Origin of the sequence: Sphingomonas sp. GC_Shp_3 (assembly GCF_026540945.1) — a bacterium.
In the GTDB taxonomy this organism is placed as follows: Bacteria; Pseudomonadota; Alphaproteobacteria; order Sphingomonadales; family Sphingomonadaceae; genus Sphingomonas.
In genome coordinates, this window is record NZ_JALNUT010000009.1 from 14,517 (window position 1) to 41,127 (window position 26,611).

At 67.9% G+C, this 26,611-nt stretch carries 19 protein-coding genes; 9 read left to right on the forward strand and 10 right to left on the reverse strand.

All coding sequences use genetic code 11. The annotated features are described in order from the left end of the window. Window positions 1-9 precede the first annotated feature (9 nt). From OXR00_RS15365 to OXR00_RS15385, 5 genes are all read right to left on the reverse strand, one after another. Complete coding sequence (locus OXR00_RS15365) at window positions 10-1,257, reverse strand: dicarboxylate/amino acid:cation symporter (protein ID WP_267389155.1); 1,248 nt, start codon at window positions 1,255-1,257, stop codon at window positions 10-12. Further along, window positions 1,254-2,246, reverse strand: coding sequence for an N-acetyl-D-Glu racemase DgcA (dgcA, locus tag OXR00_RS15370; protein WP_267389156.1), 993 nt, complete (start codon window positions 2,244-2,246; stop codon window positions 1,254-1,256). The genes OXR00_RS15365 and dgcA overlap by 4 nt, the downstream gene beginning before the upstream one ends. Next, on the reverse strand, window positions 2,204-3,241 hold the full coding sequence (dgcN, locus tag OXR00_RS15375) for an N-acetyltransferase DgcN (RefSeq protein WP_267389157.1): 1,038 nt from the start codon (window positions 3,239-3,241) through the stop codon (window positions 2,204-2,206). The genes dgcA and dgcN overlap by 43 nt, the downstream gene beginning before the upstream one ends. 92 nt (window positions 3,242-3,333) lie before the next feature. Further along, the gene (locus OXR00_RS15380; RefSeq protein WP_267389158.1) at window positions 3,334-4,923 is read right to left on the reverse strand and encodes an amidohydrolase family protein; all 1,590 of its coding nucleotides are present in this window, start codon (window positions 4,921-4,923) and stop codon (window positions 3,334-3,336) included. Beyond that, entirely contained in the window at window positions 4,920-7,301 is a 2,382-nt protein-coding gene (locus tag OXR00_RS15385; RefSeq protein ID WP_267389277.1) for a penicillin acylase family protein, read from the reverse strand. Before OXR00_RS15385 ends, OXR00_RS15380 begins: the two co-directional genes overlap by 4 nt. A gap of 298 nt (window positions 7,302-7,599) precedes the next feature. Between OXR00_RS15385 and OXR00_RS15390 the strand changes: the two genes are divergently transcribed. Genes OXR00_RS15390 through OXR00_RS15405 form a run of 4 tightly spaced genes read left to right on the forward strand, consistent with a single transcriptional unit; the run spans window position 7,600 to window position 14,416 of the window. Beyond that, window positions 7,600-10,644 carry a TonB-dependent receptor gene (locus tag OXR00_RS15390; protein ID WP_267389159.1) on the forward strand — a complete coding sequence of 1,015 codons (3,045 nt, stop codon included), beginning with the start codon at window positions 7,600-7,602 and terminating at the stop codon, window positions 10,642-10,644. Beyond that, window positions 10,641-11,897 carry a dipeptidase gene (locus tag OXR00_RS15395; protein WP_267389160.1) on the forward strand — a complete coding sequence of 419 codons (1,257 nt, stop codon included), beginning with the start codon at window positions 10,641-10,643 and terminating at the stop codon, window positions 11,895-11,897. The genes OXR00_RS15390 and OXR00_RS15395 overlap by 4 nt, the downstream gene beginning before the upstream one ends. Before the next feature lie 9 nt (window positions 11,898-11,906). Beyond that, window positions 11,907-13,415 (forward strand): permease, encoded by a 1,509-nt coding sequence (locus tag OXR00_RS15400; protein ID WP_267389161.1) that lies wholly within the window; start codon window positions 11,907-11,909, stop codon window positions 13,413-13,415. Continuing rightward, window positions 13,412-14,416, forward strand: a complete 1,005-nt coding sequence (locus OXR00_RS15405; protein ID WP_267389162.1) for a serine hydrolase domain-containing protein — start codon at window positions 13,412-13,414, stop codon at window positions 14,414-14,416. The genes OXR00_RS15400 and OXR00_RS15405 overlap by 4 nt, the downstream gene beginning before the upstream one ends. Here the strand turns inward: OXR00_RS15405 and OXR00_RS15410 are convergent. Together OXR00_RS15410 and OXR00_RS15415 are read right to left on the reverse strand one after the other, a co-directional pair. Next, entirely contained in the window at window positions 14,413-15,240 is an 828-nt protein-coding gene (locus OXR00_RS15410) for a protein phosphatase 2C domain-containing protein (RefSeq protein WP_267389163.1), read from the reverse strand. The genes OXR00_RS15405 and OXR00_RS15410 overlap by 4 nt on opposite strands. 80 nt (window positions 15,241-15,320) lie before the next feature. After that, window positions 15,321-18,365 carry a diguanylate cyclase gene (locus tag OXR00_RS15415; RefSeq protein ID WP_267389164.1) on the reverse strand — a complete coding sequence of 1,015 codons (3,045 nt, stop codon included), beginning with the start codon at window positions 18,363-18,365 and terminating at the stop codon, window positions 15,321-15,323. Between the two features lie 200 nt (window positions 18,366-18,565). Here OXR00_RS15415 and OXR00_RS15420 point away from each other — a divergent pair, with 200 nt between their 5' ends. From OXR00_RS15420 to OXR00_RS15440, 5 genes are all read left to right on the forward strand, one after another. Next, window positions 18,566-19,573 carry a mechanosensitive ion channel family protein gene (locus tag OXR00_RS15420; protein WP_267389165.1) on the forward strand — a complete coding sequence of 336 codons (1,008 nt, stop codon included), beginning with the start codon at window positions 18,566-18,568 and terminating at the stop codon, window positions 19,571-19,573. A gap of 28 nt (window positions 19,574-19,601) precedes the next feature. Next, the gene (locus OXR00_RS15425) at window positions 19,602-21,161 is read left to right on the forward strand and encodes a DUF389 domain-containing protein (protein WP_267389278.1); all 1,560 of its coding nucleotides are present in this window, start codon (window positions 19,602-19,604) and stop codon (window positions 21,159-21,161) included. A gap of 196 nt (window positions 21,162-21,357) precedes the next feature. Next, window positions 21,358-22,566, forward strand: a complete 1,209-nt coding sequence (locus OXR00_RS15430; protein WP_267389166.1) for a hypothetical protein — start codon at window positions 21,358-21,360, stop codon at window positions 22,564-22,566. Between the two features lie 113 nt (window positions 22,567-22,679). Beyond that, the gene (locus tag OXR00_RS15435) at window positions 22,680-23,114 is read left to right on the forward strand and encodes a pyridoxamine 5'-phosphate oxidase family protein (protein WP_267389167.1); all 435 of its coding nucleotides are present in this window, start codon (window positions 22,680-22,682) and stop codon (window positions 23,112-23,114) included. 375 nt (window positions 23,115-23,489) lie between these two features. After that, a complete protein-coding gene (locus tag OXR00_RS15440) occupies window positions 23,490-24,347 on the forward strand; it encodes a serine hydrolase (RefSeq protein WP_267389168.1) in 858 nt (285 codons plus the stop codon). A gap of 127 nt (window positions 24,348-24,474) precedes the next feature. Here OXR00_RS15440 and OXR00_RS15445 read toward each other — a convergent pair whose 3' ends face one another. The 3 genes from OXR00_RS15445 to OXR00_RS15455 all read right to left on the reverse strand — a co-directional run bounded on the left by OXR00_RS15445 (window position 24,475) and on the right by OXR00_RS15455 (window position 26,500). Next, window positions 24,475-24,741 carry a hypothetical protein gene (locus OXR00_RS15445; protein WP_267389169.1) on the reverse strand — a complete coding sequence of 89 codons (267 nt, stop codon included), beginning with the start codon at window positions 24,739-24,741 and terminating at the stop codon, window positions 24,475-24,477. A 245-nt stretch (window positions 24,742-24,986) separates the two neighbouring features. Beyond that, the gene (locus OXR00_RS15450; protein WP_267389170.1) at window positions 24,987-25,502 is read right to left on the reverse strand and encodes a DUF4142 domain-containing protein; all 516 of its coding nucleotides are present in this window, start codon (window positions 25,500-25,502) and stop codon (window positions 24,987-24,989) included. A gap of 11 nt (window positions 25,503-25,513) precedes the next feature. Further along, window positions 25,514-26,500 (reverse strand): SDR family oxidoreductase, encoded by a 987-nt coding sequence (locus OXR00_RS15455; RefSeq protein WP_242153922.1) that lies wholly within the window; start codon window positions 26,498-26,500, stop codon window positions 25,514-25,516. Window positions 26,501-26,611: the final 111 nt, after the last annotated feature.

The following is a 26,611-nucleotide window of genomic DNA, read 5'->3' on the forward strand; positions in this document are numbered from 1 at the left end:
CGCGCCACCCTAGCCGGGTGCCCGCGCGGCGAACACCGCCTTGTCGAGCGCGCCCGCGCGGCGCGCCACCAGCGTGGCGACGGTAAGGTTGGCGGAGACGGAGGGGGTGGTGCGCGTCATGTCGAGCAACCGGTCGAACGGCAGCACGAGGCCGACCACGAGCGCGGTCTGCTCGGGCGCGACGCCCACAGCCGACAGCATCGCCGCCAGCATGAACAGCGAGGCGGACGGCACCGGCGCGGTGCCGAACGCGGCGAGTGCGCCGGTCAGCAGCATGACGACGAGCATGCCGCCATCGGGCGCGATGCCGAGCGCCTGAAGCGCGAACTGGCCCATCAGGCCGACGTACATCGCGGTGCCGTCCTTGCCGATGCTCGCGCCGAGCGGCAGCACCGTGCCTGCAACCGAAGGCGCGATGCCGAGATTGTCCTCCGCCACGCGCAGGCCGACCGGCAGCGTCGCCGAGGAGGATGCGGTCGAGAAACCGACCACCAGCGCATCGAGGATACCGCGAAAGAAGCGCAGTGGCGACAGCCGTGCGACGAACGCGATCAGCGCGCCGTGGAACAGCATCTGCACCAGCGAAGCGATGACGACGCACAGCGCGAGCGCGCCGATGTTGACGAACACCGCAGCACCACCGCTCGCCACTGCGCGCGCGATCAGCGCGAGCACGCCGAACGGGGTCACCTCCATCACGATCCGCACGATGTGGAGCAGGACGGCGGCAAGCCCTTCGAACAGCGCCACCACCGGCCGCCCCGCTTCCCCCGCCGCCACCGCGCCGGTGCCGAGCAGGACGGCGGTGAAGATGACGGCGAGCATGTTGCCCTGCGCAAGCGCGTCGATGATGTTGACGGGGATGATGTCGCGCAACTGATCGGCGGCGGACACGGCGGGGCCGAGCGCATGCGGCGCGACGCCGGCCAGCACGACGCCCGCCCCGGGGCGGACGAGCAACCCGGTCGCCATGCCGATCGTCACGGCGACGATGGTGGTGAACGCGAACAGCAGCACCGTGCGCCCGCCGATCGCCCCGAGCCGGCGCGGATCGCCGAGGGCGGCGATGCCGGCGGCGATCGTCACCAGCACGACGGGGACGACCAGCATGCGGATCAGCCGGACGAACAGATCACCGACGATCGCGACCGCGTCCGCGCCGGCGGGCCATGCCGCACCGAGGATCACGCCCAGCACCAGCCCGCCGATCACGCGTTGCCACAATGGTACGGCAAACCAGCGGCGCACGATGCTCAAGCGGCTGCGCCCCAGAAGCCGGGCTGCGGGGGGTCGAGTACGCCGTCACGGTCAATCACCCCGCCTGGTCGGTCCGCGCTCAGCCACAGCGGGCCATCGAGATCGACGAACGCCGCGTCGCCAGCAAGCAGCATCGCCGGCGCGATGCCGAGCGAGGAACACACCATGCAGCCGACCATCAAACCAAAGCCGCGCGCGCGTGCCGCATCGGCGAGCGCGAGCGCCTCAGTCAGCCCGCCGGTCTTGTCGAGCTTGATGTTGACGTATTGGTATCGGTCGGCAAGCCCAGCCAGATCGGCGCGGGTGTGGAGCGACTCATCCGCGCACAGCGGCACCCGGCTGGCGAAGCCCGCCAGCGCTGCATCCTCGCCCGCCGGCAGCGGCTGTTCGAGCAGATCGACGCGGTGTTCGACCAGCAGATCGTGCCAGCGTTCCAGCTCGGCGATCGTCCAGCTTTCGTTGGGGTCGACGATCAGGCGCGGGTGCGGCGCGGCGGCGCGGACGGCGGCGATCTGATCGGCCGCGCCCGCGCGATCGACCTTCACCTTGAGGAGCGGGACATGCGCGACCCGCGCGGCAGCGGCGGCCATCGCCTCGGGCGTGTCGATCGCGATGGTGATGGCGGAGGCGATCGGCGCGGGTGCCGCGACCCCGGCGAGCGCGGCGACGGTGGTGCCGGCGAGCCGTGCCTCCAGATCCCACAGTGCGCAGTCCACCGCATTGCGCGCCGCGCCGGCCGTGAGCAGCGCGCCAAGATCATCCCGACCTGCACCCGCCTCGATCGCGTGCGTGGCGGCGGCGATCTGCGCGAGCGCATCCGCGATCGTCTCGCCATAGCGCGGGTATGGCACGCCTTCGCCGCGCCCGGTGAGGTCGCCCTGGCGCACGGTGACGGTGACGACGTCCGCCGCCGTCTTCACGCCCCGCGCAATGCGGAAGGGCGCGCTCAGGCCGAAGCGGTCGTGGCGGGCGTCGAGGGTGCGAAGCATTGCAGCAGCCTATCAACAATCGGCTCGGCGCCGAAGCGATATGGGTCGGTACAGGGCAGGCCGAGTGCGTCACCGGTCGTGGCACACAGCCGGCGCGCGGTATCCTCATCCAGCTTGACCGTGTTGAGCGCGATGCCGACCGCCTGCACATCCGGGCTGGTGAGCCGCGCGACCTGGAGGTTGGCGGCGAGGCATTCGGCCAGATCGGGAAGCTGGTAATGCGGCAGCCCGCGCATGTGCGCGCGCGAGGGATCGTGGCACAGCACGATCGCTGCGGCTTGCGCACCGTGGAGCAAGCCGGTAGATACGCCCGCGAATGACGGGTGGAATAGCGATCCCTGGCCTTCGATCAGATCCCAGCCATCGTCTTCGCGTGGCGGGGTGAGCATCTCGATCGCGCCCGAGATGAAATCGGCCACCACCGCATCGAGCGGCACGCCCTCGCCCGCGATCAGGATGCCGGTCTGCCCCGTCGCGCGGAAATCGGCGGTGACGCCCCGGCGTTGCAAGGCGTCGCGCATGCTCAGCGTGGCGTACATCTTGCCGACCGAACAATCGGTGCCGACGGTGAGTAGACGCTTACCCGCGCGGCGCTTGCCGGTGCCGACCGGGAGCGTCGCCGGGGGATCGCGCACGTCGAACAACTGCACGCCCGCTTGCGCTGCGGCAGCCACCAGCCGGGGTTCGTCGCGCAGCCGCTGATGAAGACCGGAAGCGACATGCATGCCCTCAGCGATGGCGATCAGCGCGTCCGCGATCAGCGCTTCCTCCAACCGACCGCCCGCATTGGCGATGCCGAGCACCAGCGTGCGCGCGCCTGCCGCACGTCCGGCGGCGGCATCCATACGCGGCAGGCCGAGCGTGAGCGGGCAATCGTCGTGTCGCCATTCGCCGACGCACTCATCACGGCGGAAGGCGGCGAGCCCGCGCGAGGTCTTGATGCCGACGTCATCGTCGGAGTGCCCGAGATAGAGCAGGAAGGGTCCGGGGATCATCGCGGTCCTGTGGGAAACGGGGTGGTGCGTCCGGTGTACACCCGCCCGCCGATCCGCCAACTAACACGCGCGCGGCAGGTCATAACCGCCGGCTATGCCCCGCAGCCGGCGGGGCGCGGGCGTAGCAGCACGCGGCCCGCCGCGACGCCGGTCGCGGCGCTGTCCCGCAACGCGAGCTTGCCGTTGACGAACAGCGCGGTCACCCCGACGCTCGTCACGCGCGGGTGGATATAATCGGCGCGGGGCGCGTAGTGGGCCGGGTCGATCACCACCACGTCGGCATAATAGCCGGGGCGCAGATAGCCGCGATGATCGAGCCGGTAGATGTCCGCCGTCAGCCCGCTCGATCGGCGGATGAAGTCGGCCAGCGTGATGACCTTACGCTGCTGCACGTACACCCGGTATTTCTGCGGCATGGTCGCATATTGGCGCGGGTGGCCGTCCGACCCGTCCGAACTGGTCACCACCCACGGCTGCTTCATGATGAGATCGACGTCGCGGTCCGCCATGTTGAAGCTGGCGACGCCGACGCCGGAGGGGCCGGTGCCTGCTGCGTCCGGCGTCTCGAGGATGCGGATCGCCGCGTCGATCGGCGAAACATGCCACTGCGTCGCCATCTGTGCGAGCGTGCGGCCGGTCCACGGTACGCCTTCCGAGGTAAGCAGCAGCGACGCCGCGCCGCCGCGACGGCGCAGGTTCTCCGTCATCTCGGTCTTGATCCGAGCAAGCGTCGGGGCGTCCGCAAACCGCGCGAGCATCGCCTTGTAACCCCCCGCGACCGCCCAATTCGGGACCAGCGACGCATCCACGCTGGAGCCCGACGCGAGCCAGGGATATTGATCCGCCGTCACGTCCTGTCCGGCGGCCCGCGCGGCCTCGATGGTGGCGATCAGCTCGGGGGCATGGCCTTGCAGATCGACGCCGAGCGCCTTCAAGTGCGCGAAGTGGACCGGCATGTGCGCGCGCCGGCCGATCTCGATCGCTTCCTTGGTGCTGGCGATCAGGCCGATCGTGTAATCCGATTCGTCGCGCTGGTGCGTGTCGTATAACCCGCCGCGCTTGCCGGCTTCGGCGGCGACGGCCGCGACTTCGTCGGTGGTGGCGTAGCTTTGCGGGGCGTAGAACAGACCCGTAGACAGGCCCAGCGCGCCTTCGCACATGCCCTTGGCGGCGAGCGCCTTTTCCTGCGCCAGTTCGGCGGGGTTGGGGGCACGATCGGCCTCGCCCAGCACGCGCTGGCGGATCGCGCCGAACCCGACGAACGGGACGACGTTGGTGCCGATCCTGCTCGCTTGCAGCGTCTGCGCATCCGCCGCCACGTCGGGCGTGCCGCCGCCGTCAACGCCAGTGATGACGGTCGATACGCCCTGCGCGAGCCACGGCAGGTTGAGCCGGGCCTTGGCATCCTTGGAGCGAATGTACGTGTCGGGGTGGGTGTGCGCGTCGATCAGGCCGGGCGCGACGATCTTGCCGGTCGCGTCGATCACGCTGGCAGCGGCGGTGCGCCGGACCGGGCCGACATAGACGATGCGGTCGCCCGCGATCTCGACCTGTCCGGTCATCGGCGGGGTCTGCGCGCCGGTGTAGATCGTGCCACCCCGGATCACGACATCGACCTTCGCCAGCGTAGACGGCGCAGCACCGACCAGCAGCAGCGCGGCGAGAATGGGCAGGCGTGTCATGGCCGGGATCCTTCAGGGCTGAGGGTGAGGCGAGCGACCGCGTGCGCCGCGACGGCGGCGCGGCTGTACAGCATCGGCTGAAGCTGGCCGACGCTCCACGTCGCGACCTGATCCTGATAATGCAGCGAGCGCGGGTCGTTCGACTGGCCGGGCAGGTTGAGCATCAGCGAATTGTCCCATGCCCCGACGTCGATCACCTGTAGGTAGCTCGCCCCGCCCCCCGCTGACCAGCCGGGACCGTTGCCGAGCCAGCGCGCCTGCACGGTATAGCTGTCGCCGCCGGTCGGACCGACCTCGATCGGCGGAAAGGCGGCGGCGATCGCGGGGATGCGCGCGAGCGGGTGCTGGATACGCAAGGTGTGCAGCGTGCCCCAGCGCCACTGCGCGGGATCCGTGCCGAGCTGCGCCTGGGCCGAGCGCCATGCGGCGACGAGGGCGGCGTCGAACATCGCATCGCGCGCGGCAGCCGGGTCGGCGCCGAGCCGTGCGTCGGGGTGGGCGAGCAGGCCGAGCAGCACCGATGGTCCGATCGACGTCACGATTGCCTTCGCCCGCTCGGGCACGATCAGGCCAAGCATCCGGTGGCCAAGCTCGCGCCACAAAATCTCGAACAATGCCGCCGCGCCGCTCGCCGCGTCGAGGCGACAGTCCCAGCCGCGCAGCATCGTCACCGCCGGGCGCGCCGCCTCGGAAGCGGCCGCAGGCAGCAAAGCGACGAGCTGGCGCGCGGGCGTGGAAAGCGTGTCGTGCTGAAGCGCGACGCTGTCGGCAAGCGTGTGGTGGTTCTGGTGCGAGAGGACGTCGGCGACGCGTTGGTAGCGATAGGGGTCGCGGAAATCGAATGCGGGTATGCGGTCGGCGGGCCAGTCCGGCGGCAGATTGTCCTGATTGGCGGAGGCGAACCAGCCCTTCGCCGGATTGTATTCGTGCGGCAGCGCGCGGTGGTCGCGCATCCCCGTCCAGTCGTAGCGGCCGTCGCCCGGTACCGGCATCAGCCCCTCGCCACGCTTGCGCACCGGCATGAAGCCGATCACCTGCCAGCCGGTGTTGCCCGCCGTGTCCGCATAATGGAAGTTGGTGGGCGAAGGGTGGATTTTAAAAGCCTCCTGCAACCCGGTCCAGTCCCGCGCGAGGTTGATCGCGATCATCGCGAACGATCCGCCGCCGCCCGGCTGCATCGCGATCGAGGCGATCGCGGTGGCGCGGCGTCGGGCGGGATCGTGCGAAACGACCGGGCCTTGCACCGCGTAGCGTAGCACCTCGGTATGCGGTGCGGCATCCTTGACCGGAATGTCGATCTCGACGCGGGTGAAGCGTTCCCAGCGTCCTGCATGCCGGTAGCGTTCGGGGTCGCTCGGATGCAGTTCGAGGACGAACAAATCCTCCTGGTCGATATGGAAATTGGTGCGGCCGAATGCGAAATGATCGGTATGGCCCTGCATGATCCCGGCAAGGCCCGGCGCGCCGCCGCCGATCACGTCCAGTCCGGGCGCCATGAGGTGCGCAACATGGCGCGGACCGAACCCGCCGATGCCGAGATGCGGATCGTTGGCGAGGATCGGCCGCCCGGTCGCGGTACGCGACGGCGCGACGGTCCAGGCGTTGCTGCCGGCGTTGGCGCGCTCCAGCCGGCCGGAGCGCTCGTCGGGATCGGTGACGGGCGTGTTCGGCCCGAACGGCAGCCGCCCGAGCCTCAGCACGCCGAGATCGTCGTCCGACACCTTCGACACGTCGAGCCCGTCCGGCACGCTGAGCGGGTGGGCGGGCATCAAGGGGGCGATCACCGCGTCGAGTTCGAGCAGCCCGAGCGCTGCGAGTTGCGCACGGCGGACCTCGTCGTCGGTGTTGCCCGACGCCGCACCGCGCGCCAGCACCATGTCGCGGATATCCCAGCGGATCGGCGCGACGCCGAGGATACGGTACTCCAGCGGCAGCAGCGTCGGGTCCGCCGTCACCTCGTCGATGCGCGCGTTGATGCCGGCGATGTACGCGCGGCCGCAGGCGAGCACATCGGCGGGCACGCGGGCGAGTTCCGCATCGAGATCGCCGCGATAATGGAACAGCCGGGCCTGCGCGTCATGCGCCACGAATTCCGCGCCGAATGCCTCCGCCATGCGGCCGAGTTCGCGGCGATGCCCGAAATCGATCTGGAACAGCCGGTCGCGTGCGACGACATAGCCTTGCCCGAAGAAGGCATCGGGGATCGACTGCGCGCGGATATGCGGCACGCCGTAGACATCGTCCACGATCTCGATCGCCGATGTCAGCCCGCGCATGCCTATCCGTCGCACGCCCGCCTCTGCCGCGTGGCAGGCCGGGCCAGCGGCGAGCGCGGCGACTGCGACCGAACGCAGCAGAAAGGATCGGCGGTCAATCATCATCGGGCTTTCCTGGCGTACACGAAGCCGTAAGGCTAGCCGCGTGCTGCGATGCGGGGGCATGAATAGCACTGGCTGAGGCATAGCGATAAGTTATGGCACGCCGCCCATAGAGGCAGGCTATGGGAGAGTGACTATCCGGCTCTTGACGCCTTCGCACAAGACCGCTCAACCTCCCGCATTGAAGCAGGTGGAACTGACCCACAGAGGTCGGGGGTACAACAGCCGAAGTTCACAGGTGATGGAAAGCGTCGAGAAACGCGCCACGGCTGCGGGACCGGTCAGGGAAGGAACAGATATGACGACTTCGGATCAGGCCCGGCGCCGGATGGCGATGACGGTCGGGTGCAGCCTCGCGGCCTTGGTGCTGGCGGGCGCGTCGGCTGTTCCCGCTGCGGCGCAGACGACCACGCCCCCCGTGGCGGGCGCGTCGGGGCAGGAGGCTGCACCGTCGAACCGTGCGGACCTCCAGACGGAAAATCAGACCGGTGACGAAGCCCAGGAGGTTACCGTCACCGGATCGCGCGTGGCGCGTGACGGTTTCCAGTCGCCGTCCCCGCTGACGGTGCTGACCCAGGCCGAAATCCAGAACCAGTCGCCGTCGAACAATATCGCCGATTTCGTCAACCAGCAGCCCGCGCTGGCGGGATCGACCCGGCCGTCGAACTCGCGCCTCAACCTGTCGAGCGGTCAGGCCGGCATCAACGCGCTCAACCTGCGCAACCTCGGCGAGATCCGCACGCTGGTGCTGGTCGACGGGCATCGCTCAGTCGGCTCGACCATTACCGGGCTGGTCGACGTCAACACCATCCCGCAGGGGCTGGTGAAGAGCGTCGAGGTCGTCACCGGGGGCGCATCCGCCGCTTATGGGTCCGACGCGGTGGCGGGCGTCGTCAATTTCATCCTCGACAAGAAGTTCGACGGCTTCCGCGTCACCGGCGATCAGGGCATCACCCAATATGGCGACGGCCACAATTATTCGGCGACGCTGACGGCGGGTACCGGCTTCGCGGATGGTCGCGGCCATATCGAGGTGGAGGGCGAATACGCGCACCGCGACGGCATCTTCCAGGTCGATCGCGACTGGAACGCGACCGGCTATGTCCGTATTCAGGACCCGAACTGGACCGCGAACAGCACCACGCCGCAGTTCATCACCACCCAGCGCCAGATCGGCGCGGCCAACTCCGCGCCCGGCGGCCTCATCACCGGCAGCACACCGATCGCCGGACGCGGCATCGCTGCGAACAGCCTGCGCGGCATCTATTTCACGTCGGGCGGCCAGCCGCAGCAGTTCCAATACGGCGGGCTGACCTTCCCGTCGCCGACCGGCAGCGCCGCGCCGACGCTGACGCAGGGCGGTAGCTGGCAGGTCAACGATTCGGGTCGCAACATCGGCCTAGACCCGCAGGACGATCGCTATGGCGTGTTCGGCCGGGTGAGCTACGACGTGGCCGATCAGGTCGAAGTGTACGCCGAAGCATCGTACAACCGGCAGCATATCCTGTTCAACGCCGGCCCGAACCTTCAGACCGGCCTGACCATCTCCGCGACCAACCCGTACCTTGTCGCGGCGCTCGGCGCGTCGCGGCTTGCCGGCATCAGCAGCGTGACGCTGGCCACCACCTCGGTCGACCTGCCGTACCGGATCGTCGATAACCGCCGCGCCGTACAGCGTTACCAGATCGGCGTCGACGGCAAGTTCGACCTGTTCGGCAAATCGGTGGCGTGGGACGTTTACGGGCAATATGGCCGCGCCGACCTGCGCGAGCAGCTCCGCAACGTCCAGAACATCGCGCGCATCACGAACGCGACCAACGCCGTCACCGCACCGGCCGGCAATCCCGGCGGCTATGCGGCGGGATCGATCCAGTGCGCGATCAACGTCGATGCGGGCACCGCCAATGACGACAAGGCTTGCGTGCCGCTCAACCGGCTCGGCATCGGCGTGGCCGATCCGGCGGCGGTCGCCTATGTGCTGGGCGCGCCGTACCGCGACGAGACGACCGAGCAGAAGACAGCGGGCCTCAACCTGCGCGCCTCGCCGTTCCGCACCTGGGCGGGGGACGTCAGCGTCGCGATCGGCGGCGAATGGCGCGAGGAGAGTATCCGCGGGTATGTGCCGCAGCAGTTCCAGCCGGTCTCGACCGTCAACGCGCAAGGCCGGCCGACCGTGACCAATACCTGGTCGGTCGGCAACTACCTGCCCACCAACGGCCGCTACAACGTCAAGGAAGCGTATCTCGAAACCGTCGTGCCGCTCGGCCTCGGGCTGGAGTTCAACGGCGCGGTGCGTGGTACGGACTACTCGACCTCGGGCAGCGTCGCGACGTGGAAGCTGGGCGGAACGTGGCAGCCGATCCCGGACATCCGCTTCCGCGTGGTGCGCTCCCGCGACATCCGCGCGCCCAACCTGAACGAATTGTATCAGGCGGGCTCGGCCAACAGCGATGCGGTGCGCAACCCGCTGTTCACCGCCGATGGCGCCAATGGTCCCGCCAGCTACAGCTATTCGGGGATCGCGACCGGCAACCCGAACCTGCGGCCGGAAATCGCGAATTCCTGGACGATTGGCGCGGTAATTTCGCCGCGCTTCCTGAAGGGGTTTAACGCCTCGATCGATTACTGGCGGATCAAGATCGCGCAGGGAATCACCAGCTTCAGCGCACAGGACATCGAAAATCTGTGCAGCCTTGGGCAGCAGCAGTTCTGCGATGCGATCACGCGGGATGAGTCCCGCTCAACGCCAGGCCAGCCCTACCTGCTGATCCGCACCCAGCCGTTCAACGCCGCCAACCAGCTTGCGCGCGGCATCGATTTCGACACCAGCTACCGCCTGCCGCTTTCCGGCAAGACCGTGCTGACCCTGCGCGGCGAGGCGACACGGTATCTCGACAACATTCTCGACACCGGCGTGCAGGGTGCGGTCGTCGTCAATACGGTGGGCGTGAACGGCGGCCAGTCGACGACGCCGACCTGGATCTTTCGGGGCAGCGCGACGCTCGACCTGCCGACCACCTCGATCACCGTGGTCGGCCGCGGCGTCAGCGCGGGGCGGTACGCGAGCACAGGCATCGAGTGCCAGACGAGCTGTCCGCTTTCGACCACGAACGCGCCGACCTATGACAACAATCAGGTTTCGGGGCTGTTCTACGCCGACGTGAACGTGACGCAAAACGTTATGGTCGCCAACAAGGTGCAGGCGCAGTTCTTCGTCAACGTCACCAACGTGTTCAACCGCGCGCCGCTGCTGGTGCCGGAGACCGGCCTCGCCGCGAACAGCACCTATTCCGACCTGCTCGGGCGCGCCTTCCGCGTCGGCATTCGCGTGCAGACGCGATGAGGCGGCTGATATTCGCCACGCTGGCGCTCGCCGCGCCGGTGGCGGCGCAGACCGAGCCAGCGCCGGGGCAGGCCCATGTGGCGCGCGCCGAACGCGTGCTCGCCCGCGCGCCGGTGGTGGACGGGCACAACGATCTCGCCTGGGAGATCGCGCACTACAATGGCGGTCGGGTCGCGGTTGTGCGGGAGAATGGCGCGGACCTGCCGCGCCCGCTCCAGACCGATCTCGCCCGGCTGAAGGCCGGCCATGTCGGCGGGCAATTCTGGTCGGTGTGGATCCCGGCGGACGTGACCGGCCCCAAGGCGGTCGAGATGACGCTGGAGCAGATCGACGTGGTGCGACGGCTGGTCGCGGCGAACCCGGATCGCCTGGCGCTCGCCACCACCGCCGCCGACGTGCGACGGATCGCCGCGAGCGGCCGCACCGCCAGCCTGATCGGGGTGGAGGGCGGCCACCAGATCGACGGGCGGCTGTCGGTGTTGCGCGACTACCGTGCGCTCGGCGTCGCGTATATGACGCTCACCCACACGCGCAGCCTGGACTGGGCGGATTCCTCTACCGACGATGCGGTGGCGGGCGGCCTGTCGCCGTTCGGCAAGCGCGTGGTCGCCGAGATGAACCGGATCGGCATGCTGGTCGACGTCAGCCACGTCGCGGATACGACGATGCGCGCCGCGCTCGCGGTTTCGAAAGCGCCGGTTATCGCCTCGCACTCCTCCGCCCGTGCACTGGCGGGCGTGCCGCGCAACATCCCCGACGATCTGCTCGCCGCGATCGGCGCGAACGGGGGCGTGGTGATGGTGAACTTCTACCCGGCGTTCCTTTCCAACACCTGGAAGCAATGGGACGTGGCGCGCACCGCCTATGCCAAAACGCTCGGCGTGCCCGGCGACGTGTACGGCCCGCGCGCCGCCGCGCCGCTGGTCGACTGGGACCGGGCACACCCGATGCCGCATGTCACGGTGGCGACGGTGGCCGATCATATCGAGTATGTCGCCAAGGTGGCGGGGCACGACCATGTCGGGCTCGGTGGCGATTTCGACGGGATCGACGGGACCGCGCCCGAAGGGATGAACGGGGTCGACGGCTATCCCAAGGTGATCGCGGAACTCGCCCGCCGGGGCTGGAGTGACGCCGACCTCGCCAAGCTGACCAGCGGCAACATCCTGCGCGTGCTCGACCGCGCACAGGCGGTGGCCGCATCGATGGCGAACCTGCCGGCGGACGACGCCACGGACCGTGGTGCGCGCTAGCGCGGGCCGATGGCTGTGACGGTCGCCGCGCCCGCCCACGGCACCGTCCCGCCGCGTCCGGATCGCCCGGCGCGGCGGCTGATGGCGATCTTCGTCCTGCTCGGGTTTTCGGCGGGGCTGCCGTTCTACATGTTCTCGACCGTGCTGTCGGCGCGGCTGGCGAAACATGGGCTGGATATCGTCCTGATCGGCTTCTTCGGGTGGGTGGCGCTGCTGCCCACCTTCAAGTTCGCCTGGGCACCGCTGCTCGATGCCTTTCCCGTGCCGGGCCTGTCGCGGCTCTACGGCAAGCGCATGGGCTGGATCATCACCGCGCAGATCGGGATCGTCGCGGCAATGGTGGCGATGGCCTATACCTCCGCCGATACCAACCTGCCGCTGGTCGCGCTGCTCGCGGTGCTGCTCGCCTTCTGGACGACGACGCTGGAGGTGGCCGCCGACGGCTGGCGCATCGAACTCGCGCCGACCGCGGCGGAGCAGGGGCCGCTCGCCGCTGCGAACCTGTGGGGGTACCGCACCGCCATGGCCGCCTCGTCGCTGGTCGCGCTGACGGTGGCGGATCGCGCCGGCTGGGTGTGGAGCTACCTCGCCGTCGCGCTGCTCGCGGCGTTGCCGCTGCCCTTGCTGCTCGGCCTCACGCCGGCCGCGCGTGACGCCCGCCAGCGCGCGGGCGCGCTGGCAGAGGGGCTGGTGGCGGTGGTCGTGTTGCTGATCGGTGCGCTGATCGTGTTCGGTGCGCTCGGCTGGGTCGCGCTGCATCTCGCTACCGCCGCCGGCGTCACCGCGAAGAGTAACGCCACCGTTGCGGTGCTCGTGCTGTGCCTGGTGCCGTTCGTGCTGATGGCGATCGCGCTGCCGAAGATCGTGCGGTTGCCGGCGACTGCCTGGGCGCGGCGTTCCACGTGGCTGGGGCCGTACGTCAACATCTTCTGGCGGTTCGGCTACCGGGTGCTGCCGCTGCTCGGCTTCGTCACCTTCTACCGGATGGGGGACGTGCTGACCTTGTGGGGCGTCAAGCCGCTCGAAATCGCCGCGCACTATGATCTTACCACCATGGGGATCGCCGACGGCTTCGTGACGACACCGTCGAGCATGGCGGGCGTGGTGGTCGGCGCGGCGCTGGCGGTGCGGCTACGGATGAGTCGCGCGCTCGCGCTGGGGGCGATCGGATCGGCGCTCGGCAACTGGATCTTCGTGTGGCTGTGGCATGTGCCGCCCAACCCGGTCGCGATCTATACAGCCACCGCCGTCGACCAATTCGCGCACGGCATGGAAGGCGCGATCTTCGTTGTCTACCTGTCGCTGTTGGTGAACCCGCGTTACGCGGGCGCACAATATGCGTTCCTGTCGGGCTTCGCGTTCCTGCTGCCACGGCTGCTGCAAGGCGCTGGCGGCGATATCGTCAAGAGCATTGGCTATGACGGCTTCTTCTGGCTGTCCGGCTCGCTCAGCCTGGCGGCGGTGCTGTTCCTGCCGGTGATCGCCGGCGTCCGCCCGCGCGACGAGGAGACACCATGATGGACATCGATGCCGCCTTCGCGCCTGCCGCCGCCGCTGTCGCCGCCGGGCAGATCCCCGGCGTGACGCTGGGCGTGGTCACCCGCGACGGCCACATCGCCACGCGCACGGCGGGGCTGGCGCAGAAAGAGCCGGAAGCGGAGCCGCTAACGGCGGCGCACTGGTTCGATCTCGCTTCAGTCTCCAAGGTAATCGCGACCACCAGCATGATCCTCACGCTCGCCGATCAGGGCCGCATCGACCTCGACCGGCCGCTGACCGATGCGATCCCCGACCTGCGCCAGTATGACGTCGCGAATGCGGCCGAGCGGCGGCTGACGTTCCGCGACTGTCTGGTCCACCGGACGTTTCTACCTGCGGTGGAGCCGATCTACACCTATGGCGACGATCCCGCACGGTTGCGGGCGTTCGTGCTGCAGCGAGAATGGCGGGATGGGCCTGCGGTCTATTCGGACATCAACTTCATCCTGCTCGGCATCGCGATCGAACGGATCACCGGTGCTTCGCTGGCAGACTGGCCGCTGGGACCGGATCTCTCCTTCGGGCCGCCGCCAGGGCCCGCGGTCGCGACCGAGCGGTGCGCCTGGCGCGGGCGGGTGCTGAAGGGCGAGGTGCACGACGAGAATTGCGCGGCGATGGGCGGGGCGACCGGACATGCCGGGCTGTTCGGTACGGTGGCGGGGGTGCTTGATTTCGCGCGAGGGGTGCTGGACGGCAGCGGCCTGTCACCGGCGGCGCTGGGCGCGATCCTGACGCCGGTGAACGGCCCGCGCACCTGCGGCTGGGAGGTTCGCCATGCCGACTGGTCGGGTGGTCAGCGCTGCTCGCCCGCCACCATCGGGCATACCGGCTTCACCGGCACCGGCCTGTGGATCGATCCGGAGCGGGGGCTTGCCTGGACGTTGCTTACCAATCGCGTCCACCCGACCCGCCACCGCGACAGCGGCATCTTCACGCTGCGCCCGGCGGTCGGCGATGCGGTGATCGCGGCGGCGCGCTAGGATGCTCCGGCGATGCGCAGCCACAGGCCGGTCGCGTCGTCGGACGGTTTGAAGCGGGCGAACCGGGTAGCATCTGGATCGTCCCCCTCAATCGCGCGCAGCCGGGTGACGAGACCGTGCAGACCGTCCCGGCGCAACCCCCGCGCGAAGTCATCCGCCGGCAGGCCGTAATCGTCGATCATCGCGGCGAGGCCGTCGGTCATCAGCACCAGTTCGTCGCCGGGCGCGACCACGACCGCATCATAGTGGACCGCCTCGGCATGGTTCGGCTCCACGCCGAGGATGCGCCGTTCGGCGCGGGCACGGTGGCGGCGCAAGTGGTCGAGCGTCGGCGCGCTGCGGGCCGGCAGCAGCGCGAACCCGGCGGCGCGGATCGCCTCCGCCTCCTGCGTTTCGGCCAGGCTCGGCTGCGGACCGAGGCGCCGTACCAAATCGCCGCGCAGGTGCAGGCAGGCGCAGTCGGCAAGCCAGGCGACGTTCAGTCGTGTTTCCTCGAGCGCGACGCACAGGAAGGCGGCGCTGGGTAGTTCCCACCGCTCCAGCGGCTCGCGAAGGCGAGCGCGGTGGAAGGCATCCAGCAGTGAGGAGAATACGCCCGCCACGATGTCGGGCAGCGCGGCCGCCGGCGCGGAGGCGAAGGCGCGGTCTGCCATGGCGGCGATCCACGCGGCGCCACCCTGTTCGCCCAGCAGTCCGGGCGGCGCGAGATCGGTCGCCCCGTCGATCACCCACGCCAGCCGGATGCTTGCGCCGGCGCGATCGTCGTTGGCGACGGCGAAATTACCGGCGAGGCAGATCGACTGCACGAGATCGAAATGCAGCATGTGGCGCTCCCTCAGACCGTGATGGCGGGATCGGCGCGGCGGTGCGGGAAGTCAACCGGGATCGGCGCCCGTCGGGCGGATCAGGGTACGGCCGGCGACGCGATGCGCCACGTGCCGCGTCCGGCGTTCTTGGCTTCGTACAACGCCTGATCCGCGCGGCGATACACCACCTCCATCGCCTGCTCGTCACGGTCGACGATGACCGCGCCGATGCTGAGCGCCACGCGCAATCTGTGCGCGCCCGCCGAGACCGGCTTCGCGAAGGTGGCGTAGAGGCGGCGGCACACCTCCCCGACGGCGTGCGCATCGGCGACATCCGCAACGACGATCGCGAATTCGTCACCGCCCAGCCTGAAGATGGTGTCGCGCTGTCGCATGGCATCGCTCAACCGATCGGCGACCGCGACCAGCAAGGCGTCACCCGTGTCGTGGCCGAGTTCGTCGTTGACCTGCTTGAAGCGATCGAGATCGATCAGCAGCAGGGCGAACGGCTGCCGGCGTGCCTGCGCGAGTTGTCGGCCGACCACCTCGCCATAGCGCCGCCGGTTGCCGAGACCGGTGAGCGTATCGGTATAGGCGAGCTTTTCCAGCTCCGTCTGGCTGACGAGCAGTTCGGCGGTGCGCTGCGCGACGAGGTGTTCCAGTCTCCGCTGGCGGCTGCGGGCAGCGCGCATGCGCAACTGGAACAGGGCGACGACGGCAGCAATCAGGGCGAGGACGGTGAAGACGCGGAACACGGTCGTCTCGAACCACTTGCGCTGCACATCCAGCTTGAGCACCAGCGGCGTGCCAACCGGCCGCAGCCTGCCGCCGGCAGACGGGGCAAGTGCCCACACCACCAGCGTCGACGTGCCCGGCGGCAGATTGGTGTAGCGCGCCACGCGGTGCTGCGCGTCGACCCGCGTCCAGCCCTGTTCCAGCGGCGACAGCCGGTAGGCGAAGGTCTGATCCCGGCCCGCGTAATCGAGCAGCGCGAATTCGGCGGTGACGCTGCGTTCGGCCGAGGCGATGGTCAGCACAGCGCCGGGCTGTGGCGGTGGAACGGCATGACCGCCCGCGTCGATGGCGGTGAACCGCAGCGGCGCGGCGACGGTGGGGCGCGCCGGGACCGCCGGGTCGACCAGGGCCAGCCCGCCGAAGCTGGCGAACACCAGCCGGCCGTCGGGCAGAACGTCTCCGGCTCCGGTCCAGTTGGCAACGAAGGGAACGCCGTCGGCCGCCCGGAGCGGGGTAACCGCCCACGTATCGGGATCGATCCTGACGATGCCGCCGTCGGTGCTTGCCCAGATCGCAGCGCCTGGCACGCGGAGCAGCTTGTCGATGGTATCGTGCGGCAATCCGTCAGATCGGCCGAGGTGGCGAACCGAGCGCCACGTCGTGCCGTCGCGCTGGAAGATCGTTATCCCGCCACCCAGCGTCCCCGCCCACAACCGTCCGTGATGATCGACGAGCAACGTGCTAATGTAATTGGCCTGCAACTCCGGCGCGGCGGCGGAATGCGGTTGGAACGCAGTGACCTTGCCGCTCGCCAGATCGACGCGGTTGAGCCCGCGCGCCGTTCCGACCCACAAGGCGCCGTCCGGCGTTGTCGCCATCGATCGGACGCGAGGGTCGCTCAACATCTTTGACCATGCCACATGTGTGAGCGTCGTCGGATGGCGCACGTCGACTGCGCCGACGCCATCACCGCCGACATAAAGCGTCGTACCGTCGAGCAGCAGGCGCGACCAGCGCGCCGACGACAGCGTGATCGGAGGGCGACTGTTCGCGGGCGTGAAGAACAGCCCGTCCTCACCCGCGGTGAATGCGCCGCCGCCCGGCGTGAAGGCGAAGGCGGTGACGCCACGCCGCGCGCCGGGCACCGTCGATTGCCGCACTGGCGCGCCGTGCGCGTTTCGGTTCGGCGTCAGGCGTCGGGCCGGGGCATCCGCCGATCCGTACCAGATGCTGCCGTCCGGTGCCGCACCGACCGACCATGCCGCCTCGGGCGCAACGTCGGCGCGCGGACGCAGAATGCTGACGAGGCCGAGCACCCGGTGCGGAACCGGATCGACGTAGGATAACGTCGCGTCCCCCACTACCCAGATCATCCCGGAACGGTCGCGGAACAGCTGGTTGAGCCCGTTTTCGGGCAAGCTGCCGGGGATGGCCGGATCATGGGTCAGATGCCGCACGTCTCGGGTCGACGCGTCAACTTCCACAATCCCGTCCCGCGATCCGACCCATAGCTGATCGTCCCCGGCGTCGATCATCGACGTCACCACCGGCGCGCGACCATTCTGCTCGATCCCGAAGCGACGGGAGCCGCCTGCCGGATCAACCACCACCAGACCCGACGTATCGGTCGCGACCCACAGCCGACCCTGCCGATCCTCGACCAGGGATTCGATCGTGCCCGTCGTCAGGCCGAGCGCGATTTCCGTAAAGCGGCGGCTGCCCCGCTCGCGCCGGAACAGACGTACCCCGCTCGCCACCCAGAGCGCACCGTGGCGGTCGGCCATCACCGCGCGGACCGTACCAGCAGGCAGACCGCTCGCGCTGCCTGGCGCAACCATCGTGACGTGATAGTCGGGACCACCAACGACCGCGAGGCCACGGTCGCTTCCCACCCACAGATTGCCCGCGTCGTCGTCATCGATCGCCTGCACGTGGGCGTGATCAAGCGCGGTGCGATTGGCAGGCCGGCGAAACGTCTCGGTAGCGGGGTCGTGCCATAACAGGCCTTCGGCATTCATGCCGAGCCACAGTCGCCCACCGCGATCCGCGAACAGCGTGCTGACCATCAGCTCGGGCAGTGCGCCGGTCGCCGGGCCGGGTTCGGTGGTATAGGACTTGAACCCGACCCCGTCCCAACGCGCAAGCCCACCGTCGGTCGCCAGCCAGATGAAGCCTTGCCCGTCCTGCGCCACCGCGCGCGGCAATCCGGCATCGGGGATGGCAGCGTCCCGCGCTGCGACCTTGAAGAACAGGTCGGCGACGGATCGCCAGGGATCATGTGCCGCAACCGTGAAAACAGACGCGGCCGGAGCGGGAGGATGCGGACGATCGGGATTGATCGCGGCGGCGCCAAGCACGCTTGCGGCGGCGATCAACATCCATCCAAGACCATATCGCAGCCACCGCATCGCCATCCTATAACAGCCGCATATTGAAGATCTTTTAAGCTGTTCCCTGATGCGCGATTGGCACGATTCGAGAGGGTGAACGTACAGGCCTGCAACCTGGCGTCGCCCGCACCGGTTGGCTGATGTCCGCTGAAGCTCCATCCGAGCCGTCGCGTCATGAACCGTAGGTCATCCGCGTGTCGCGATTACACGGATGGTTCATGACAGCACCGGAACAAACCGACCGGGCAACCCGTTCGCGGATCATGCAACCTGTCACGCCACCACCGGTCAAAAACCCGCTCGACCTGATCACGGCTAAGCTGCACGTCGTATCCAACGACTTCTTCCTGCAATTGCCCAACATCGTCGGCGGCCTGCTTTTTGTAGTGCTTGCGTGGTTTATCGGAAAGCTGGTGGCGGCCGGTGTGCGCAGGGCCTTCCACCACAAGAACCTGATCGATCTCGGCGGTGTGCTTGCATCCTTGACGTTTGGCCTGGTGGTCGCCGCATCGGTGATGATCGCAGCGGTTATCATCTTCCCGAGCGTGAAGCCGGCGACGATTATCTCCAGCCTCGGCATCGGCTCGGTCGCGATTGGCTTTGCCTTCAAGGATATCCTGCAGAACCTGCTCGCGGGCATCCTGCTGCTCGTCAATCGGCCCTATCGGCGCGGCGACCAGATCGTCGTCAAGGATTTCGAGGGCACGGTGGAGCACATCCAAAGTCGCGCGACCCTCATCAAGACCTATGACGGACGGCGCGTCATCATCCCCAATTCCGACGTCTATACCTCGCCGGTGACCGTCAACACCGCGTTTCCGGTGCGCCGCGACCAGTTCGATATCGGCATCGGCTATGGCGACAAGCCCGATCGCGCGATCACCATATTCACCGAAGCGATCGCCAAGGTCGACGGCGTGGAGGTCGATCCCGCACCGGAGGTGCTGCCCTGGGGCCTGGATGCGAACTGGGTGACGCTGCGGGCGCGGTGGTGGTCGCAGTCCAAGCGCACCAATATCGTCCACCTGCGCGCCCGCGTGATCCTGGCGATCTGGCACGCCGCAGCGGAGAACGGCATCGACCTGCCGTTCCCGACGCAGCAGATCCTGTTCCACGACCAGACCGAAGAGACCGACGGCGACCGCACCCGGCAGCGCGAGGGATGGCCGGCCGGCTCCCATCCGCCGCGCGCGCGTGCTTCGGTGCGCTCCGGCGATGACGGCTGATGACGGTTGCGAGGCGCTGGTGAACACGATGTCTGACGCACCTGCCATCGACGGCGACCTCAGTCCTCGACTGGCGCAACTGGCGCTCTATCGCTGGTGGCGTCGCGCCATCGTCGCGGACATCGATCACGAAGCGGTCGTGGCCCGCATCGTCGAAGACAGCGGCTGGTCTCCCCGGTTCGCGTTCATGACCATGATGTCGGCGGGCATCGCCGTGCTTGGCCTGCTTCTGTCCTCGCCGGCCGTGGTTATCGGTGCGATGCTGATTTCGCCGTTGATGAATCCGATCCTCGGCTTCGGCTTCAGCCTTGCCCTGTTCGATTTTCGGGAGCTTCGGCGATCGTTGAAGGCGCTTGCGATCGGATCGGTCGCCGCGGTGATCTTTACCGCCCTGATCGTGCTGATCTCACCGCTTCAGGCCCCGACCGCGGAAATCGTCGCGCGTACCAGGCCCAATCTGTTCGATCTTGCCGTGGCGCTGTTCGCGGCGCTCGCCGGTACCTTTGCGATCATACGCGGGCGCGGCGAGACCATCGTCGGCGTCGCTATCGCCACGGCGCTGATGCCCCCGCTCGCGGTGGTCGGTTACGGTCTCGCCACGCATAATCTCCCCGTCGGGGCAGGGGCGCTGGCGCTGTTCGTCACCAACTTCATCACGATCGCACTATCCGCCACGGCGATGGCGCGGTTCTACGGCTTCGGTCACTATCTGTCGCGCCGCCAGAGCCTTACGCAGACGGTCCTCCTCTTCATGGTGTTCGCGATCATGGCGGTGCCGCTTGGCATTTCGCTGAACCGGATCGGACGCGAAGCGCTGGCGACGTCGCAGACCCGCACGCTGCTGAACGACAAGTTCGGCGCAACAGCGCGGGTGACGCAGCTCGATCTGGATTTTTCCGCCGACCCGCTGCTGATCCGCGCGGTCGTCATCGCACCCCGAGCAGCCATGCAGAAGGTTGCGGCACTGCAAAGCGCGTTGTCCAGCCGTCTTGGCCGCCCGGTGAGGCTGAACCTCGATCAGATCATGCTGGAGCCCGGTGCTGGTGCACTGGAGGCGCAGCGTGAGGAACTGCGTCAAGCCGGAGACTTCGCCAAGCAGGAGACGGAGCGCAGCGCCTCGCTCGCACGCATGGTAGAACTCGTCACCGGCGTCTCCGCTGACGATGTGACGATTGATCGCGATCATCACCGCGTCACCGCGGCGGCCGCGGCGCTGCCCGGGGCCGCGCTCGACACCTACCGGGTTCTCGAAACGCGCATAGCGGCAGAAGATGCGGGCTGGAGCGTATCGGTCGTGCCGCCGCAGTCCGGGCTTCCGCAAATCGCATTCGCCGACAATGTCGACACGCTCGATCCAGCCGCGCGTGACGCGGTCGCCACCTCGATCTGGGCGGCAAAGCGTTGGAACATGCCGGCGCTTGGGGTTCCCGGGCTGCCGTCCGGCGAACCGCCGGCACGGCCCAACCTTTCACAGCGCCGGGCACTTGCGATCGCGACCTTACTCAAGGCGCAGGGTATCGTCCCGATCGCAACGCCATCAGCGGGGCAGCGTTTCGCGCTCGTTCCGGGCGCGGCGGTGAACCCTTGAACGTCCGGGGGCTATCGACCTCCGCGCGTCCTGGCGCTGCACCGCCGAACCCGACGCTAGCCGCGACGTACATCGCAGTGGGCGATGTCCCGCGCGTCATGGTACTTCGGTGTGTCGACAAACTGTGCGACCGGTTCGCCACCACGGATAAGGAAAGGCGGCTGCGCGACGGGCCCGCTTGTATCGGAGAAACCGCATGATCGTCGCCATTGCCCTGATCGTCGCGCTCGTCGTGACGCTTGCGCTGACCTTTGGGCGGTTCGCACGCAGCGACGGGTGGCGCGCCACCGTCACGCCGCTTGCATCGATCATCGGTTCCGGGTTCCTGATCTGCGGGCCGCTGCTCGCTCGGGAGTTCGGCAGCGCCGCGTTGCTGGCGATGGCGGCGCTGCTCGCCATCGCCTATGCGGCAGGCTGGGTGATCCGGTTCAACATCGTGCATGTCGAGAACCATCTCGCGCAGGCCCCGTTCAATGATCCGATCGCCTGGACGGCACGGATCACGCAGGGCGTGCTGGCGCTCGCCTATGCCGTCTCGGTCGCCTATTACCTCAAACTCCTCGCCGAGTTTTCGCTGAAGCCGATCGCGATTGATCCGGCGTGGGAGCCGCTCGCCGCCAACGTCATCGTCACCGTCCTGATCGCCCTGATGACGTTGCTTGCGCTCGGCGGCAGCCTGCGTCGTGTCGAGCATCTCGCGCACGGTACGGTATCGATCAAGATCGGGATCATCGCCGGGCTGCTGGTGGCGCTGGGGATCGCCTGGGCGACGGGCGGCATGGCGGGCGAACTGCCACCGGCGCGGCTGTCCTGGGCAAGTATTCCGATGCTGCTCGGTCTTATCATCACGGTGCAGGGTTTCGAAACGTCACGCTATCTCGGCCATGCCTATCCGCCCGAGCTGCGGATCAAGACGATGCGGCACGCGCAGTGGATCGCATCGGCGATCTACCTCGCGTTCATCGCGCTGCTCACGCCCTTCCTGTCGCGCGCTGCGGCGACCGAGGGGGTTGCCGGCATTCTCGATATCATGGCGTTGATCGCACCCGCACTCGGCGTGTTCGTGCTGATCGGCGCGGTGTCGAGCCAGCTCAGCGCGGCGGTCGCGGACTCGATCGGGTCGGGTGGTCTGGTCAACGAAGTATCGCACCGCAAGATCAGCGTCCCGCTGGCGTTCACGCTTGCCGGCGCGCTTGCCGTGCTCGTGGTGTGGCTGACCGATCCGTTCCAGGTCGTTGCCCTGTCGTCGCGGGCGTTTGCCTTGTTCTACGCGATGCAATGCCTGCTCGCCGTTCTCGTGTCGGTCAAGCGTGGAGCCGGCTCGCTTGCGCATCGGGCCGGGTTCGTCGTCATCGGCCTGATCTGTCTGGTGGCGGTGTTCGTGGGCGCACCGGCCGAGGGCTGAGGTTGCGGGCGCTCGGAGGCCGGCGCCCTGCAAAGCATCATGCGCCCGATCCGCAGGTCCGGACGTTATCCCTTCCCGGTACACGCCGACCTGTCAAACCAAAGGAGCCGCCGATGTCGGACCTCAGCCTGCACGATCTGTCCAAGAAGATGGCGAAGCTTGATTTCACGATGATGGCGACCCGCTCGTCGGATGGGACCATGACGGCTCGTCCGATGAGCAACAACGGTGATGTCGAATATCGCGGCGACAGCTACTTCTTCGCCTACGATTCGTCGCGCAAAGTAGCGGATCTGCGTGCCGACCCGCAGGTGACGCTAAGCTATACCGGCGCGGCTGGCATGCTCGGCGGCCCTCCGTTGTTCGTGACTGTCTCGGGGACCGCAGCGCTGGTCGACGACAAGGCGGCTTTCGCCGATCACTGGACCAAGGACCTCGATCGGTATTTCCCGCAAGGCATCGATACACCGGGTGTGGTGATGATCCGTGTCGAAGCGAAGGCAATCCGCTATTGGGACGGCGGCGACGAGGGCGAGATCGCCATCTAAATGCCCTGAACGGACTTTCGCGCGGTGTCGCGGAAGTCCGTTGCGACAATCACGAGCCAGCATCCCGATCGACTTCTGATCGCCCGGGTGCTTCACCATCGGCAATCCTCGATGCCGGATGAGCAGCGAGTGCATGCCAGCGTTGCTCTGCGCCTGACGGTCACTGCGGATGCTCGGCATCGGCGTCAGACGGCGCCTGTTTCTGATCGTCGTGCGATGGCCACGCGGTGTTCGGTCAAACGGGGCGCATAGCCCTGTCTGTCGCACTCGCCTGCGACCAACGGTTGGTCGCACTTCGGTGGCATGCAAATGACGTGTTCACGTTTTCGAGCTATCATAAGTACGTCGCTGAAGGGCAATACTCGAGGACGATTGATGCGCGTACCGCTGCTTTCCCGCCTGCTTCTTTCCGGTATGGCGGCAAGCCTCCTCGTTCCGATGCCGGCGGCGGCAAGTTCTCCGCATCTGACCGGGCTCGAGCGCGAGCTGAGCATGCTGGTGGCTGGGCGCTCCGGCGAATATGGCATCGCCGCGCTCGATCTTCGCGACGGCTCGATCGTCGCGGTCAACGGCGAGGTCCCATTCCCGATGGCGAGTACGGTCAAGCTCGCCATCGCGGCCGCTTATCTTACCGAGGTCGATCAGGGTCGACGCAGCCTCGCCGAAAACATCTCGGGCCGTCCCGCCGCGCAAGTGCTCGATCAGATGATCGTGCACAGTAACAATTATGCGGCCGACCAGGTCCTCGCCACGGTGGGCGGGCCGGTCGTCGTCCAGCAGTGGTTGTCCTCGCACGGGCTGACCGGCATCCGGGTGGACCGGACGATCGCGCAGTTGCTGCGCGAACACGGCCATCTTGCCGACAGCAGGGATGTCGCCACGCCGGTCGCCATGGTCGCGCTGTTGAACAAGCTCAGCAGCGGCACCGTCCTCAGTGCACAGAGCCGCAGCTTCCTGCTCGACCTGATGAGCCGGTGCGCGACGGGTACGCGCCGCATTCGCGCCCTGCTTCCCGCCGGTACCCTGGTCGAGGACAAGACCGGGACGCTCGACGGGGTCACGAACGACGTGGGGTTCATCACCATGCCGGACGGGCACCGCGTGGCGGTCGCGGTGTTCGCGCGTGGTGGGCGCGATCGCCAGCCCGGCATCGCCGAGGTCTCCCGCATGATCTACGACAGCTTCGCCGACAGCGCCCGCAGCGCGCTGTCGTTCTTCATGCGAATGCGATGATGGGTGCCGGGTCGTCTTGCTGATCGGCAGGCGAACCGCGCAGGCGCGGCCGGCCGGGCGACGCGTGCGTACATAAGTGCAGCTACGAACGGCGGTCCGCATTGGCAACGATGGAGGTCAGCCCAAGTTAGCCGTCGGCATCGGTTCCCCGCCGCGTCAGGGCGGATGCAAGGAGGATACCTGCGCCGATCTGGAGCAGCCCGTAGGCGCGACGGCGGGTTGGGTGGCCAGCAAAGGGACGCACCAGAACGTCCACGGCGCTGACGTCGGAGCGCCAGAGGTCCACATGACGTTCCGGTTGCAGCAAACCCAACAGCCCGTCGCCGATCATGAACACTGCGGCCATCTCCGCTGATCGTCGGATGCCAAGCTGCAATACGGTCGTCTCTCTCATGTCGGGTCTCCAGCGGCTTTCAACGCATGCCGGTCAGTCCAGCCGCATGTCGACCTGATGCCGCTCGCATCCAGCAGTACGCCCAGTTCCGCGAGACAGATGGCTGTACTCTACGCCTGCGCAAGCACCGCCTTGCCCGCTACTGTGGCGAGGAGGAAGATTACCGGCACCAACGCATTGCCGTCGATTGCCTCCGGGCATTCCGGCCTGCCAAGCGCCACATCAAGGACGCTCGCCAGTACATTTTATTGTCCCTCGGACTGCGCTTCCATCTGCTTGGCCATGTCGAGATGCGCGGTGATGATCGGCACTGCGGACGCGGCGGCCTGACGCACAGGCGCGCTGTCTCCGGTCGTCGCGTAATCTTGCGTCACCGTCAGCGCGGAGCGATGCGCGAGCGCCTGATGCTGCCAATAGGCATGGTCGAAATCGGCACCGTTCAGGCTTTGCAGCGCCGCAAGCAGAGGCGCCTGATCGGCGCCTACGATCATCGGCGGGGGCGCCACACCCGCGCTCGCGGCCGCCTGACCGAGTGTCTGGCTGAGCTGAGCATGATCTTTCAGCATCTGCTGCGCGAACGCGCGAACCTTGGGGTCCTTGCTCTGGGCAAGCGCCGTGTCCGCCTCCAGCATTTCAAAAGCGTCCGACTGACCGGCGGCGGCGACGTAGTTGCGCGTCTGTGCCGAGCCCGGTGCCTGCGCGCCGGCCGGAGCGGCGAACATGACCAGCGCCGCTGCGCCAAGCGTGGCGGGGGTTCGCATGACGATGCTCCTCATGGCTGACCCTGACCGCCGCCAGCACCGTAGATGTTGCCGGTGGTGTAGCTGCCGTCATCCTCAGCCAGTCGGACGTAGATGCCGGCAAGCTCCGCCGGCTGGCCGGGACGGCCGAGCGGTGCGGTCGCGCCGAACGTCACGACCTTGCCCGGTTGTGCGCCGCCCGAGATTTGCAGCGGCGTCCAGATCGGCCCGGGTGCGACGCCATTCACGCGAATGCCCTTGGGTCCGAGCTGCTTGGCGAGCGACTTGATATAGTTCATCGTCGCAGCCTTGGTCTGCGCATAGGCGTAAAGATCGGGCGAGGGATCATAGGCCTGTTCCGACGTGGTGCCGATGATGACCGATCCGGGTTCGAGATGCGGCAACGCCGCCTTGATGATCCAGAACGGCGCGTAGATGTTGGTCTTCATCGTCCGGTCGAATTCCTCGCTGGTGAGGTCGAGGATCGAGGGGATGGACTGCTGCCGCGCGGCGTTGCAGACCACGATGTCGAGGCCGCCCAGCGCGCTTGCCGCGCGGTCGACCAGTTGCTTGCAGAACGCCTCCGAGCGGATATCGCCGGGCAGCGGCGCAGCTTTCTGGCCGGCGCGGCGGATCAGATCGACCACCTCGCGCGCATCGGGCTCTTCCTCGGGCAGGTAGTTGATCGCGACGTCGGCGCCTTCCCGCGCATAGGCGATCGCGGCGGCGCGGCCCATGCCGGAATCACCGCCGGTGATGAGCGCCTTACGACCGCGCAACCGGCCGCTGCCGACATAGCTCGTCTCACCATGGTCCGGTCGCGGGTCCATCCGGCTGGCGAGTCCCGGCCAGGGCTGCGACTGCGACTTGAAGGGGGGCTTGGGATATTTGCTGCGCGGGTCCTGCTTGCCGCCACGCGGTTTCGCCGCATCCTGTGCAGCGGCTGGTGCGGCAATGGTCGCTGCGGCACCGAGCGCTGCGGCCCCGCTCATCACCTGGCGTCTCGTCGTATCGGTCATGGCAGCATCCCTCAAGTTACCGGTAACAACGACGTGCTTGCGGGTCGGTTGCGCGGCTGGCGGTGGGAGCCGCGAATAACTTTAATCATGGAACCGGACGGTCGGATCACG